This is a genomic window from Mycobacterium sp. ACS1612 (assembly GCF_001667505.1).
Taxonomy (GTDB): Bacteria; Actinomycetota; Actinomycetes; order Mycobacteriales; family Mycobacteriaceae; genus Mycobacterium.
The window spans coordinates 32105-45370 of record NZ_LZHZ01000065.1; the positions used below are offsets into that span (position 1 = coordinate 32105).

The 13266-nt window shown below is 65.2% G+C and carries 15 protein-coding genes and 1 pseudogene; 6 read left to right on the forward strand and 10 right to left on the reverse strand.

Features of this window, described 5'->3' with window-relative positions; all coding sequences use genetic code 11:
* Position 1: 1 nt before the first annotated feature.
* The 5 genes and pseudogenes from A5724_RS34805 to A5724_RS27250 all read right to left on the reverse strand — a co-directional run bounded on the left by A5724_RS34805 (position 2) and on the right by A5724_RS27250 (position 3094).
* Entirely contained in the window at positions 2-469 is a 468-nt protein-coding gene (locus A5724_RS34805) for a zinc finger domain-containing protein (protein ID WP_232005003.1), read from the reverse strand.
* A 183-nt stretch (positions 470-652) separates the two neighbouring features.
* Positions 653-895: pseudogene (locus A5724_RS34810) on the reverse strand (DNA-formamidopyrimidine glycosylase family protein); the annotation flags it as partial.
* Between the two features lie 16 nt (positions 896-911).
* Positions 912-1304, reverse strand: a complete 393-nt coding sequence (locus A5724_RS27240; RefSeq protein ID WP_067809650.1) for a phage holin family protein — start codon at positions 1302-1304, stop codon at positions 912-914.
* Between the two features lie 5 nt (positions 1305-1309).
* The gene (gene cobF, locus A5724_RS27245) at positions 1310-2053 is read right to left on the reverse strand and encodes a precorrin-6A synthase (deacetylating) (protein ID WP_067809652.1); all 744 of its coding nucleotides are present in this window, start codon (positions 2051-2053) and stop codon (positions 1310-1312) included.
* Positions 2054-2068: 15 nt separating this feature from the next.
* Positions 2069-3094, reverse strand: coding sequence for a YihY/virulence factor BrkB family protein (locus A5724_RS27250; protein ID WP_067809660.1), 1026 nt, complete (start codon positions 3092-3094; stop codon positions 2069-2071).
* A 107-nt stretch (positions 3095-3201) separates the two neighbouring features.
* On the opposite strand from A5724_RS27250, the gene A5724_RS27255 reads away from it, so the two are divergent.
* Both A5724_RS27255 and A5724_RS27260 read left to right on the forward strand, forming a co-directional pair.
* Positions 3202-4092, forward strand: coding sequence for a diiron oxygenase (locus A5724_RS27255; protein ID WP_067809662.1), 891 nt, complete (start codon positions 3202-3204; stop codon positions 4090-4092).
* Complete coding sequence (locus tag A5724_RS27260; RefSeq protein ID WP_232005000.1) at positions 4089-4367, forward strand: DUF4873 domain-containing protein; 279 nt, start codon at positions 4089-4091, stop codon at positions 4365-4367. The genes A5724_RS27255 and A5724_RS27260 overlap by 4 nt, the downstream gene beginning before the upstream one ends.
* On the opposite strand, the gene A5724_RS27265 is transcribed toward A5724_RS27260, so the two are convergent.
* Positions 4297-5511 carry an MFS transporter gene (locus A5724_RS27265; RefSeq protein WP_067809667.1) on the reverse strand — a complete coding sequence of 405 codons (1215 nt, stop codon included), beginning with the start codon at positions 5509-5511 and terminating at the stop codon, positions 4297-4299. The genes A5724_RS27260 and A5724_RS27265 overlap by 71 nt on opposite strands.
* A 20-nt stretch (positions 5512-5531) precedes the next feature.
* Positions 5532-5801: a DUF4235 domain-containing protein gene (locus tag A5724_RS27270; protein ID WP_067809669.1), complete on the reverse strand. Its 270-nt coding sequence runs from the start codon at positions 5799-5801 to the stop codon at positions 5532-5534.
* Positions 5802-5867: 66 nt separating this feature from the next.
* Here A5724_RS27270 and A5724_RS27275 point away from each other — a divergent pair, with 66 nt between their 5' ends.
* The 4 genes from A5724_RS27275 to A5724_RS27290 all read left to right on the forward strand — a co-directional run bounded on the left by A5724_RS27275 (position 5868) and on the right by A5724_RS27290 (position 10485).
* Positions 5868-6734: an LLM class flavin-dependent oxidoreductase gene (locus tag A5724_RS27275; protein WP_067809671.1), complete on the forward strand. Its 867-nt coding sequence runs from the start codon at positions 5868-5870 to the stop codon at positions 6732-6734.
* Between the two features lie 81 nt (positions 6735-6815).
* Positions 6816-7832, forward strand: coding sequence for a chemotaxis protein CheB (locus tag A5724_RS27280; protein ID WP_067809674.1), 1017 nt, complete (start codon positions 6816-6818; stop codon positions 7830-7832).
* Positions 7822-8586: an STAS domain-containing protein gene (locus tag A5724_RS27285; RefSeq protein ID WP_082965306.1), complete on the forward strand. Its 765-nt coding sequence runs from the start codon at positions 7822-7824 to the stop codon at positions 8584-8586. Before A5724_RS27280 ends, A5724_RS27285 begins: the two co-directional genes overlap by 11 nt.
* A 6-nt stretch (positions 8587-8592) precedes the next feature.
* On the forward strand, positions 8593-10485 hold the full coding sequence (locus A5724_RS27290; RefSeq protein ID WP_082965307.1) for a CheR family methyltransferase: 1893 nt from the start codon (positions 8593-8595) through the stop codon (positions 10483-10485).
* Here A5724_RS27290 and A5724_RS27295 read toward each other — a convergent pair.
* From A5724_RS27295 to A5724_RS27305, 3 genes are all read right to left on the reverse strand, one after another.
* Positions 10482-10886 carry a hypothetical protein gene (locus A5724_RS27295; RefSeq protein ID WP_067809677.1) on the reverse strand — a complete coding sequence of 135 codons (405 nt, stop codon included), beginning with the start codon at positions 10884-10886 and terminating at the stop codon, positions 10482-10484. The genes A5724_RS27290 and A5724_RS27295 overlap by 4 nt on opposite strands.
* Before the next feature lie 71 nt (positions 10887-10957).
* Positions 10958-11956 carry a helix-turn-helix domain-containing protein gene (locus A5724_RS27300; RefSeq protein ID WP_232005001.1) on the reverse strand — a complete coding sequence of 333 codons (999 nt, stop codon included), beginning with the start codon at positions 11954-11956 and terminating at the stop codon, positions 10958-10960.
* A gap of 78 nt (positions 11957-12034) precedes the next feature.
* On the reverse strand, positions 12035-13216 hold the full coding sequence (locus A5724_RS27305) for an ROK family transcriptional regulator (RefSeq protein WP_067809678.1): 1182 nt from the start codon (positions 13214-13216) through the stop codon (positions 12035-12037).
* Between the last annotated feature and the right edge of the window lie 50 nt (positions 13217-13266).

Genomic DNA, 13266 nt, shown 5'->3' on the forward strand with positions numbered 1-13266 from the left:
CCTATTTGAGCAACCGCGACAGCCTTCGGTCGGCCAGAATCTTGCCGCCCGTCTGACAGGTCGGGCAGTACTGAAACGACTTGTCCGCGAAAGACACCTCACGCACGGTGTCCCCGCACACCGGACACGGCAGACCAGTGCGCGCATGCACCCGCAGTCCCGATCGCTTCTCCCCCTTCAGCGTTGCCGCCTGCTGCCCCACCGAACGCGAAACCGCGTCGGTCAGCACGGAGATCATCGCGTCGTGCAGCGCCGCCAGTTGTGCCTCGGTCAGCTTGCCCGCGGTTGCGAACGGAGACAGCTTGGCGACGTGCAGAATCTCGTCGCTGTAGGCGTTGCCGATGCCCGCGATCACCTTCTGGTCGGTGATGACGGTCTTGATCCGCCCGCCCTGCCCGGCCAGCACGCCCGCCAGGTCCTCTGGCCCCAACGACAGCGCGTCTGGGCCGAGGGCCGCGATACCGGGCACCTTCGAAGGGTCGTCGACAAGCCACACCGCCAACCGCTTTTGCGTGCCTGCCTCGGTGAGGTCGAAGCCCGGAGCCGCGCCGGCGGCGACATTCGACCCAGCCGACTCCCCCGGAGTTCCGAGATGCACCCGCAGCGCGATCGGCCCTTTGCCCGGTTTCAGCGGCGCCGCGGCCAGCTTGTCCGACCAGCGCAGCCAACCCGCCCGCGACAGGTGCGTGATCAGATGCAGGTCGCCCGCCTGCATGCCGAGGTATTTGCCCCACCGGTTGGCCCCGGTGACAGCCAGGCCGTGCAGTGCGGTGAGCGGCGGGTCGAACGTCTTGAGCACCGACAGCGCCGCAACGTCGACGCGTCCCACGGTCAGCCCGACGGCGTGACGGCGCAGATGGTCCGCTAGGGCTTCGACCTCAGGTAGTTCCGGCATGTGTCCAGTGTGCCGGTCAACGTCCGACTCGGTCGCCGGCGATCAGCGACAGTACCCAGCTCACGATCGACAGCACGATCGCCGCCCAGATCGCCGTCCACCAGAAATCCTCGATGTAGAGGCCCCAGTGGGTGGTGTGCTCGGTGATCCGCGACGTGATCCACAGCATCAGCGCGTTGATCACGATGTGGAACAGGCCGAGCGTGAGGATGTACAGCGGAATCGAGATCAGCTGAACGATCGGCTTGATGATCGCGTTGACCAATCCGAAGATCACCGCGACGACGAAGATGATGCCGACCCTGGCCAACGTGGTGTCCCCGCCGACGAATTCGATGCCGGGAACGATCTTGGTGACCACCCACAGCGCGACGCCGGTGAGCGCCGCGCGCAGCAGGAAGCTCGCCATGGCCGCTAGTCTGCCGGGCGCAGCAGGTAGGTGTCCATGATCCAGCCGTGCCTGGCCCGCGCGTCGGCCCGCATCTCGACGATGGCCGAACCCACCTCGCCGACGGTGCCGGACATCAGCAACTCGTCGGGCGTGCCGAGATAGGCACCCCACCAGATTCGGGTCTGCGGCGGGCACGCCTGGAATGAACAGTCGCCGTCGAGCATCACCACGGCGCTGCCCGGCAGCCCACTCTCGCGTAGCTGCCTGCCGGTGGTGATCAGCACCGGTTCGCCGATGTCGTTGAGGGGGATGCGGTGTCGCGCGGTCAACGCCTGGATCGCGGTGATGCCGGGTACGACGTCGTAGTCGATGTCGACGCGGGTGGCGACGGACTCGAGGATCCGCAACGTGCTGTCGTACAGCGACGGGTCACCCCACGCAAGAAATGCTCCGGTGGCGCCGTCCGCCAACTCGGCTTCGATTGCGTCTGCCCACAACGCGGCGCGCGCCGCGTGCCAGTCGGCGACGGCCTGCCGATAGTCGCCCGACCTGGCGCGCGAAGGATCGGGAAGTTCGACGAACCGGTAGCCCGGCTCCCGGATGAACCGTTGGCAGATCTCCCGCCGCAGCGCCATCAGATCGTCCTTCTGCGAACCCTTGTCCATCGCGAAGAACACCTGGGTGTCGTTGAGCGCGGCCACCGCCTGCGCTGTCACGTAGTCCGGATCGCCCGCGCCGATGCCGATCACGTGGATCCGTCGAGTCACGGCTGCGAGTATGCGCTAGGAACTCCTGCCCCGCGATCGTCGGAGTCGGCGCGCGCGCTCAATGTCTTTCTTCTCCGCAGCCTCGCCCTTCTTCAGGCCCCTGACATCCTTGGGCGGTAGTTGCAGCTCGCGCTCGGCGGGTAAGCCTGCCTGTAGCTGGCGTCCACGCTCGAGTTCGGCGTCCAATTCGGCGCCGAACAGCAGCGCCAGGTTGGTGATCCACAACCACAACAAGAACACGATCACGCCGGCCAGCGCACCGTATGTCCTGTTGTAGCTGCCGAAGTTCGCGACATAGAAGCCGAATAGAAGCGACGCCACGATCCACACCACGATGGCCAGTCCCGCACCGATACTCAACCACCGGAATTTGGGTTGTTTCACGTTCGGCGTGACGTAGTACAAGATCGCGACGGACACCGCGATGAAGACGAGAATCACCGGCCACTTGATCACGTTCCATGCCGTGACGGCCACATCGCTGAGGCCGACCAAGTTCCCGATCGACTCGGCCACGGGTCCACTGACGGCCAGCATGAACGCGACTATCGCCACCATCACCAGTCCCGCGAGGGTCAGCACCATCTGAACTGGTCGCAGCTTCCACACCGGCCTGCCTTCATCGATCTCGTAGATGCGGTTCATGGCGCGGCCGAAGGCGCCGACGTAACCCGATGCCGACCACAGCGCCCCGGCCATGCCGACGATCAGAGCGAGCCCGGCCGACGGGCTTTCGACGAGTTGTTGAATCGGCTGACGCAACATGTCGACCGCGGATCCTGGCAGGACGTCGTCGGCAATGCCGATCACCGCGTCGGTCGTACGTCGGCCCTGGCCGAACACTCCGAGCAGCGACACCACCACGACGAGAGCCGGGAACAACGCGAGCACGGCGTAATACGTCAACGCCGCCGCCAGGTCCGTGCATTCGTCGTCGACGAATTCAGTCGCCGTCTTCCGCATCACGTACCGCAGCGCGGGCCGGGTCAGGTCCCCCGGCGATGCGGGCTTCTGCGGGTCCTCGGGTTCGGTGATCGCCATGCCACGGCGTAACCCGGTCGCGCCCAAGTCAAACGCTGACGTCAATACCTCGAGTACCCGGTACCGGAGGTATTGACTGCTTGGGGCGGCGCACCTACCTTTGGGCCATGACTGCATCCACTCGCGAGGAATTCGCCGGTCGCCTCTTGAAGGGCTCGGTCAAGAAGTCCTACGCGCCGGTCGTCGACATCGACTGGGATGCGCCACTGGATCCGGACAAGTTCTTCCTTCCGCCCAAGACGGTGTCCCTCTACGGCACACCGCTGTGGGACAACATGAATCGCGCGCAGCAGATCGAACTGTCGCGGCAGGAACTCGTCAATACACTGTCCGCAGGCATCTGGTTCGAGAACATCCTCAACCAGGCTTTGCTGCGCAAGATGATGCATCAGGACCCCACCGCGAACGCCACGCACTACGAACTGACCGAACTGGGCGACGAGACGCGGCACATGGTGATGTTCGGCAAGGCGATCGACCGGGTCGGCGCAAAACCCGTGCGGCCCAGGTACTACCAACGCGTCATCATCAACGCGCTGCCGTTCGCGTTCCAGGGCCCGATGCTGTGGGTGGCCGCGCTGATCGGCGAGGAGATCTTCGACTCGTTGCAGCGCCAGATGATGGACGACGACGAGCTACAGCCAATGATCCAGCGGCTCATGCGTATTCACGTCACGGAGGAGGCAAGGCACATCCAGTTCGCCCGCGACGGTCTGCGCAAACGCGTCCCGCACATGCGGCGACTGCCGAAGTTCTTCGTCGCCAACATCAACGGCGTCGGCGGGCTGTTCTTCCGTTTCCTGTTCACCAACAAGGTCCAGTACCGCCGCGTCGGCCTCGACGTCCGAGAAGCCCGTCGAATGGCAAGGACCAGCCCGCACCGGATCGAAACCCAGATCCTGGGGTTCGCGCCGCTCGCCGCCTTCCTCGAAGAGGTCGGCCTGATGGGCCCGATCGCCAGGCGGATGTGGCGGCGCAGCGGCTTCTTGCCCCGATGACCGCTGTCTACGACGGCCCCGCCGCCATGCGTGTCGACGAGGTCAGCCATCCGGTCCGGGTCCGGCTGACCGGGCACATCGATCCCATCGACGGTAAATACCATTGGCGCGGAACGGTTTTCGAGCTCGGAACCGTCGCGAAGTTGCCGAAAGAGGTCGCGGTGACGATCGGCGGGCGCACCGCCGAAGGGCAGCTGACAGAGGTCACCGCGCAAGGGACCCACGGGATTGCCGGCGTCGGCGCGCCACCGTATCCGTTGGACGCCGGCGGCTGACGGCCGCTGCCAGCAGTCCGACGGCGAACACCCCGCCGACGACTCCCGAAATCAGCAACGGCACCCGGCCGTCGGCGCCCCACAGAAACCCTGCCCACAACCCCGCGCCCAGCACCGCGAACCCGCTGGCGCCTTGGAACACACCCTGCGCGCTGGCCTGCGACTCAGCGTCGACCAGCGACGAAATCCAGGCCTTGCCAACACCATCCGTACATCCGGTGAACAGCCCGTACACGCCGATCAACACCCAGGCCGCCACGGTATTTTCGGTCAGGCCCAAGCCGGTATAGCCGATCGCGAAGAACACCAGGCCGATACCGAACACCGCGGGGCGCGGTATCCGGTCGGCCAACAGTCCGGCCGGGTAACTCGCCAGCGCGTACACCGCGTTGTAGGTGACGTAGGCCAAAATCACCTCGACGACCGAGAAGCCGATCTCGTTGAGCCGCAACAGAAGTAGCGCATCGGGGAAATTGACCAAACCGAACAGCACCAGCACCGCGGTCACCCGCCAGTAGCGGCGCGGTAAGTCACGAACCCTGGCGAACACCGCGCGACGAGCCACGGGCGGCAACGCGCGTCGGGTCTCGCGCACCAAGAACACCAACGCGACGCTCAACACCGCGGGAACGACCGCCACCCACAGCAGCGGCGGGATCTGATGGTCGAGCAGTTCGTACCCGGCCAGGCCGAGCAACGGGCCCACCACAGCACCCAGCGTGTCCGCCGTGCGGTGAAAGCCGAACACCCGGCCCCGCGCCGCGTCGTCGATGTCCACCACCAGCAATGCGTCCCGCGGCGCACCGCGAATTCCCTTGCCCAGCCGATCGACAACGCGTCCGGCAAGCACCCCCGGCCAGCCTGCGGCCGCTGCCACCATCACCTTGCCAAGGGCCGCCATCCCGTAGCCCGTCGCGATGAGCGGCCGCCGCGCGAATCGGTCGCCCAGCGGCCCGGACGCCAGCTTGGTCAGCGACGCCGCGCCTTCGGCCGCGCCTTCGATCGCGCCGACGACCGCCGCAGGCGCGCCGAGCACGGATGTCAGGTAGATCGGCAGCAGCGGATAGAGCAACTCGCTGGCCGCGTCCTGAAGCAAGGAGACAGCAGAGAGCACCCGCACATTGCGGGTCAACCAGGGGCGCACCTAGGCCATGATGCCTGGGCTTACTGAGGACTCTCGTTGGTCAGCGCCTGGAACCCCTTCGCCTGGCCGCGAGCCAGCGCGGCGCGGACGATACCGACGATCAGCCCCTGCACGGCCGCGGCGATGAACGCCTCCCGCGTCGAGCGGGACAGATCCTGCGGTTCGGGCGGCTCCTCGTTGGACGGGCTGACTCGTTGCCATATCTCGGTGAAGATCTTGCCCGCCAGCAGACCGCCGGCGACGCTGCTGCCGATCGACAGTGGTTTGTACAGTGCTTTGGCCGCGCTCATGCACTCCCACGTTCCCTGGAGCACGATCCTTAAACACAAAACTAGAACGTGTTCTAATATGGCGGCGTGCGCTTCACCTTCGCCGAGGCAATGACAGACCCCACCTACTACATCCCGCTGGCCAAGGCCGCGGAGGCCGCCGGGTACCACGCGATGACGATCCCGGACAGCGTGGCCTACCCGTTCGAATCGGATTCGAAGTATCCCTACACCCCCGACGGCAGCCGCGAGTTCCTTGACGGCAAGGCGTTCATCGAGGCCTTCGTGATGGCAGGCGCGCTGTGTGCCGTAACGACGACGCTGAAGTTCAACTTCTTCGTCCTCAAGTTGCCGATCCGCCCGCCCGCGCTGGTCGCCAAACAAGCCGCGTCAGTGGCCGCGCTTTTCGACAATCGACTCGGTCTCGGGGTGGGTACCAGCCCGTGGCCGGAGGACTACGAACTGATGAATGTGCCGTTCGCCAAGCGCGGAAAGCGGATGGACGAATGCATCGAGATCATCAAAGGCCTTACGTCCGGCGAGTATTTCGAATTCCACGGCGAGTTCTACGATATCCCGAAAACGAAGATGATTCCCGCGCCGACCAAGCCGATACCCATACTGGTCGGCGGTCACGCCGAGGCGGCGCTGCGGCGTGCGGCACGATGCGACGGCTGGATGCACGGCGGCGGTCAGCCCGAGGAACTCGATCATTTGATCAAGCGGCTCAACCAGATTCGCGAAGAAGAAGGGCGCACCCGCCCGTTTGAGATTCACGTGATCTCGCTCGACGCGTTCACGCTCGACGGCATCAAGCGTCTCGAGGACAAGGGCGTCACCGACGTCATCGTCGGCTTTCGCTACCCGTACATCATGGGCCAGGACAACGAACCGTTGGACGCCAAGATCCGTCATCTGGAGTCCTTCGCCGAGAAGGTGATGGCCAGAATTTGACCGGAGCCATCGACTCGAAACAGGCGTACCGTCAAGGCCAGGAAGGGGTTATCCAGCGGGGGCACGGGTAACCAGTGTGCAATGGCAAGCACGAACTCCGATGGTGCGGCACAAAAGGTGGTGGCGATAGGCGCCTCCGCCGGCGGCGTCGAGGCCCTCACTCAGTTGGTGGGCAAGCTGCCCGACGACCTTCCTTATGCGGTGTTGGTGGCCCTTCACTTGCCGCCGAACGCACCGAGTGTGCTCGCCCGAATCCTTGATCGCGCCGGGCCGCTACCCGCGCACGCCGCAAGTGACGGCGAAGAATTGACGTCGGGGCGAATACATGTCGCGGTTCCGGACCGTCATCTGTTGGTCAGCGGTCATCGCGTCGTGCTGTCCGAAGGCCCTACGGAAAACGGCCATCGCCCCGCCATCAACGCCCTGTTTCGATCGGTTGCCCTCAATTTCGGCCCTCACGCCATCGGGGTGTTGTGTTCCGGCGTCCTCGACGACGGGGTGCTCGGAGCGGGGGCAATCCGGTCCAGGGGTGGCATCACCGTCGTCCAGAAACCAGACGACGCGCTGTATCCGAGCATGCCGCTCAACGCGATACACGCCGGAGTCGTCGACCATCAGGTCGCCGCCACAGAGGTCGGTCCGCTGTTGACCCGGTTGGCCGAGCGAGACATCGAGGAGCGGGAGATGGAGCCCGACCAGAGCATGGAACTGGAGAATCGGATCGCGATGGGCCGCCGCTTCTCCACCTCATTCGACGCAGAAGCTCTCGGCCCGCATTCCGGCTACACGTGTCCCGATTGCAACGGTTCGTTGATGAGCGTCAGCGAGAACAACTACCGGTGCCGCGTCGGTCACGCGTGGACCGCGGACGCACTCCTCAAGGCTCGCGACGACGAGATCGAGAACGCGCTGTGGGTCGCGCTGCGCAGCCTGAGAGAGAAGGCCACCCTGTCGCGCAGGCTCGCCAATCAGGTCGGTCCCGGCATGCTGCATAGTCGCTACCTCGATCTTGCCGACGAGGCCGAGCACGCGGTGTCTGTGCTTGGCAAGCGATTGTCAGAGGCGGATGCCGATCTAGGAGACCGCGGTGACGGGTGAGCCCTGCAGTACGCTGGACATCGCTACCGAGGAGGTGGACGCGGCCGCGGTCCTGATGACTGCCCGTGGCACGCTCGACAGCGTCACCTACCGGTCACTGCGCGACGGAATCATCAAGGCGGCGCTGGAGGAACCGAAGGCCGTCATCGTCGACGTCACGCATCTGAACGTCCCCGCCGAATCCGCTCTGGTGGTGTTCACCAGCGCACGCTGGTATGTCGCGCAGTGGCCTGAAGTGCCGATCCTGCTGGTGTGCGAGCATCCCGCAGGCCGGTCGGCGATCGCACGCAACGGCATCTCGCGCTATGTGCCGGTCTATCCCAGTGTCCGAACCGCCATCGATGTCGCCTCGTCTGCCCAGTCTCCACGGCTGCGCCGACGTGTTCGTGCCCAGTTGCCGGCCAAGTTGGCCAGCCTGCGCCGCGCCCGCGAACTGGTGGCCGAGTGGCTGACGGCGTGGTCGCAACCCGAGTTGATCGCGGTGACCAAGGTCGTGGTCACCACGCTCGTCGAAAACGTGCTGCGGCACACCGACAGTGCCCCCGGGGTCCGGTTGGAGTTCGACGGCTCGGCGGTGACCGTAGCCGTCGAGGACGCCAGCCACGTCCAGGCCGGCCCGCGCGAGGAGCAGAAGCCATATGTGGCGCCCTCGGGACTACACATCGTTTCGGCACTGTGCCGCGCCTGGGGCAATGCGCCGACGTCGACAGGTAAGACCGTTTGGGCGGTCATCGGTCCGGAGAACAGGCTCTAGCCGAGTATGTTCGGATCGGCGGGCACTGGGTCGACGAATGGACGAGGGTTGAACGGGCACACTCCGGAAAGTGAGGAACCGTTCGAAGCGCTCTTGCGCTACATGCGGGATTCGCGGGGATTCGATTTCACCGGCTACAAACGCACGTCACTGATGAGGCGCGTGCGCCACCGGATGGACTCTGCGGGATACGAAACCTTCGAAGAGTATCTCGACGTGCTGCAGGCCAGTTCCGACGAATTCGCCGCGCTGTTCAACACGATCCTGATCAATGTCACGGCCTTCTTCCGCGATCCCCCCGCCTGGGATTATCTGCGCGATGAGATCATCCCCTCCATATTGGCCGAGCGCGGGCCTTCCGACCCGATCCGGGTATGGAGCGCCGGTTGCGCGTCCGGCCAGGAGGCCTACACGCTGGCCATGATCTTGGCCGACGCGCTCGGGGCCGATGAGTTCCGCCAGCGGGTCAAGGTCTACGCCACCGACGTCGACGAAGAAGCCCTCACCGAAGCCAGGGCGGCCGCGTACGACGCCAAGTCCGTCGAATCCGTCCCACCCGAGCTCATCGAGCGTTACTTCGAATCGGTGAACGGTCGGTACGTCTTTCGCAAAGATCTACGTCGCGCAGTGATCTTCGGTCGCAACGATCTGGTCAAGGACGCACCCATATCGCGGGTCGATCTGCTTGTGTGCCGCAACACCCTGATGTACCTGAACGCTGATACGCAGCGAAATGTCTTGGGTCGCTTGCACTTCGCCTTGGCTCCTCAAGGTACGTTGTTCCTCGGCCACGCCGAGATGCTGTTGAGCCACAGCGACAAGTTCACCCCGCTGAACCTCAAGCACCGCATCTTCCGGAAGACGGCGGGTTCACACAACGGCATCGACCGATTCGAGAATGCGACGGCGTTCTACGACCGGCACGGCGACCTGCCCGGTCTCGCGCCCATCCGCGAATTGGCGTTCCGCGCAAGCCCTGTCGCGCAGATCGTGGTCACGGGCGAGGACACCGTCGCGATGATCAACCAGCAGGCGGAAGCGACGTTCGGACTGTCGGCACGCGACATCGGCCGTCTGCTGCGCGATCTGGAAGTCTCCTACCGCCCGGTGGAACTACGCGCGTACCTCGAGCAGGCAAAAGTGGAGCGTCGGTCGGCCCGCATCCGGGACGTGCAGTGGCAGCGGCCCGGCGCCGACACGGTGTGGTTCGAGATCCACGTGAACCCGCTCGTCGACGCGGAGAACGGGCTGCTCGGCGTCTCGATCGTGTTCTTCGACGTGACCGCGACCAGAGCCCTGCTGGACAAGGTGGTTCAGACCAACCGTCAACTCGAGGCGGCCTACGAGGAATTGCAGTCCACCAACGAAGAACTCGAAACCACCAATGAGGAATTGCAATCGACCGTGGAGGAACTGGAGACCACCAACGAGGAGCTTCAGTCCACCAACGAAGAACTCGAGACCATGAACGAGGAGCTGCAGTCCACCAACGACGAACTGCACACCATCAACGACACCCTGCGCGAGCGCAGCATCGAGCTCAACGAGGCGAAGACATTCCTGGACTCGCTGGTCAACTCCATCAAGCTCGGAATGGTGGTGGTCGACCGCGAGATGCGGGTGGTGGTATGGAACCGCGGCTGTGAAGAACTCTGGGGCCTGCGTGCCGACGAGACGGTTGGAAAACCGTTGAACTCGTTGGACATCGGCCTGCCCACCGACGGTGTGAAGCCGCTGATCGGAAAGGCCTTCGTCGACCCGGACATCACCGAGGAGACGGTGCTGGATGCCGTCAACCGGCGAGGTCGTCAGGCACGCGTGCGGGTCACCTGCACCGCGTTCCGGTCGACCGAGGACAGGGTCAACGGTGCGCTGCTGTTGATGGAAGTCTTGAACTAACCCTGTCGCTGTTGGTCGTGACGTTCCGCCAACCGTTCCTCGGCAGCCGCTTTTTCATGCCGCCGCGCCTCGTCCCGGTGATGCTCGGCGGCGTCCTGATGCTGCTCGCCCCGTCCGTCACCTTCGAGCAGCGCAGCCTGCTCGTGGGCGGCCGCGGCCCGCAAGTGGGCCCGCTCCGCGTCGAGATGCCGTAGGGCGGCCGACTCGTGCGCGTTGCGCGCCCGTTCGAGCGCCTGCTCGGCGCGCCGCCTTGCCTGCGCGACGCTCTGATCGGTCGCAGGCACGCGGCGCGCGAGTTCGTCGAGGCGCTGGTGCAGTTCCGCCGCCCGCGCACGCGCCGACTCTGCACGCGAGTCGGACCGCGTGGAGTCGCTGGTTGGGCCGTTGCCTGTGGTGGTCATCGCTTCCTGCTCGGCATCGACACTGCCGAGTAGAACGATACGTCCGCGGCCCAGGTCAGCGCGAAGAACGGCTATCCGCGCAACGTCGAGTGCGGACTCTGCCCGTACGTCTGGCGATAAAGCACGGCGAAGCGTCCGGTATGGGCGAATCCCCAACGTGCGGCGATCTCGGTCACCGTGCTGTGCGTCCGCCCGCTGGTCAGCAGTTCCTGGTGGGCGTAGTGCAGCCGCAGCCGCCGCAGGTACTGCAACGGGGTCGTCTCCAAGTGCCTGCGGAACATGTACTGCACCGCGCGGGGCGTGACGTGGACGGCCTCCGCGATATCGGTAAGACCGATGTCATTGGTCGCGTTCGCGTCCATGTACTCCATCGCACGGCGGAGTAGGACGGGCTTGGCGTCGGTGCGGTCGTGCGGGGTCGGCGACGTGGCGGACGAGTTGGGAAACGTCGACAACGTGACGGCGGCCAGCATTCGGCTGGCGTTGCCGAGCACCAGCGGCGTGGCGACCGCGTCGTGGGCGAGCAGGCTGCGCCTGATGAAGCTGACCGTGTCCTTCCACAGCCGGGCAGCCTGCGCGTCGATGGGCGCGAAGCTGCAGAACCGGACCGGCAAAGGCGCCTGAGTGCTGGGCAAACCGGTCGCGACGCCCGCTACCAGGGATTGATCGAGCACCACGGAGGTCAGGCGGATGTCGCGAGCTCGACAGCGATGCGGAAGGTGCGGTTGGGACAGCAGCGCGATGTCACCGGCCCTGGCCTCCCCCTCGAGACCGTCGCACGATCCGGACACTTCGCCGCTGGTCGCCCACAGCGCAATCACCTTGTTCAGGGGATCGGGTGACGCCTCCAAGTACCCGGGCGAATACATCTCGTCGATGGCGAACGGCCCCACATCAGTGCGCGCATGCGACAACAACGGGCCTTCTGTCACCGCCTCGTGCCTGCGGGACAGCCGCAGCTTCACCCCATACAGGTCTTCGAGAAATTCGTCTGCGTCCTCGGGGTCCGAGATCTCGACCTTCGTGCGTTCAGGGAGACGAATCGAAATGGCGTTGACGATGATGCTCACCTGTTTCAAGGTGGCGCGACGGGGCATGGGCTCAGCCCCCCGGATACCTTCACCATACGCCGTAGCGCGACGCCCCTGTCAGTTCCGACGCAGTTGTGTGTCAATTGCGGCGGGGCTCAGCACGTGGTCGAGCACCATCGTCGCACTTCCGATGACGCTCGAGCGGTCGCCGTACGTCGACGGCACCACCTGCAGCACCCGGGTGGCGAGTGCAGTTGCGTTGCCGTACAACGTCTCTCGCAGTCCTGCGACGAAGACGTCGTAAGCGCCTGCCATATCCCCTGCCACCACCAGGACGGCGGGGTTGAGCAGATTCACTGCGGCGGCAAGCACTTCGCCGACATGGCGGCCACTGTCGCGGATCATCCGGCGCGCGTCGGCGTCACCGCTGTTGGCCAGCTCCACGACGTCGCGGAGGTGCCCCACCTTGTGGCCATCCGCCTGCAACGCCTTGACCAGGGCCCAACCACCTGCGATCGCCTCCAGGCACCCGGTGTCGCCGCACCGACACGGCAAGCCCGCGGCTGCAGCGGTCTTGTTGTGCCCGAACTCACCGGCCGCCTGTACGGCGCCGCGCTGCAGCACACCTCCCGCGATGATGCCCGCACCGAGGCCTGTCGACGCCTTGAGCACCAGCAGATCGTCGTACGCTTGACGATCGCCGCGCCGTTCGGCCAGTGCAATCACCTTCGCGTCGTTGTCGAGAATCACTGGCGCACGGGTTAATTCAGCGAAATACGGGGGTAGCGGCACGCCGTCCCAGCCCCGCATGATCGGAGAGTCGAGGCTGCACCCCCTGTCGCGATCCACAGTGCCCGGCAGGCTCAACCCGACGCCGTAGATCTTGTTGTCACGGAGGCCGGAGTCGTCGAGCAGCGCATCGAGTCGCTTGACGATGTCAGGCATCAGATCGTCGGGCCCCATGCCGGGTTCCTGGTCGATGTCGGTGGCCGCCAGGATCTCGCCAGCGAGATTGCACACCGCGAGTTGGGTGCGGCTGCGCCCGATCGCCGCCGACAACACCACGCCGCCGTCCGCGTTGAAGGTGACGAAGCTGGCCGGTCGCCCGCCCGTAGACGGTGCCAACTCACGCTCGATGACCACGCCCTGAGCGGCGAGCGCAGCCACGCGCGCCGATACCGCCGTGCGGGATAGCCCGGTGAGCTGACCGATCTCGGTGCGGGTGATGTCACGCCGTGCCCTGATCAAGCCAAAGATCTCACCGGCGGACGTCAACGCTGAAGTCCGGAATAACGTCATCTTGACAGCGTAACTCCGATCACTTTTGCATTCCAAGTACTTAAGTCGGT

Coding starts and splice junctions, on each gene's coding strand:
- A5724_RS27240 (WP_067809650.1), bottom strand. CDS start 1,304: ATGGCGAGCTTCCTGCTGCGCGCGGCGCTCACCGGCGTCGCGCTGTGG.
- A5724_RS27250 (WP_067809660.1), bottom strand. CDS start 3,094: ATGGCGATCACCGAACCCGAGGACCCGCAGAAGCCCGCATCGCCGGGG.
- A5724_RS27255 (WP_067809662.1), top strand. CDS start 3,202: ATGACTGCATCCACTCGCGAGGAATTCGCCGGTCGCCTCTTGAAGGGC.
- A5724_RS27260 (WP_232005000.1), top strand. CDS start 4,089: ATGACCGCTGTCTACGACGGCCCCGCCGCCATGCGTGTCGACGAGGTC.
- A5724_RS27270 (WP_067809669.1), bottom strand. CDS start 5,801: ATGAGCGCGGCCAAAGCACTGTACAAACCACTGTCGATCGGCAGCAGC.
- A5724_RS27280 (WP_067809674.1), top strand. CDS start 6,816: ATGGCAAGCACGAACTCCGATGGTGCGGCACAAAAGGTGGTGGCGATA.
- A5724_RS27290 (WP_082965307.1), top strand. CDS start 8,593: ATGTTCGGATCGGCGGGCACTGGGTCGACGAATGGACGAGGGTTGAAC.
- A5724_RS27295 (WP_067809677.1), bottom strand. CDS start 10,886: ATGACCACCACAGGCAACGGCCCAACCAGCGACTCCACGCGGTCCGAC.
- A5724_RS27305 (WP_067809678.1), bottom strand. CDS start 13,216: ATGACGTTATTCCGGACTTCAGCGTTGACGTCCGCCGGTGAGATCTTT.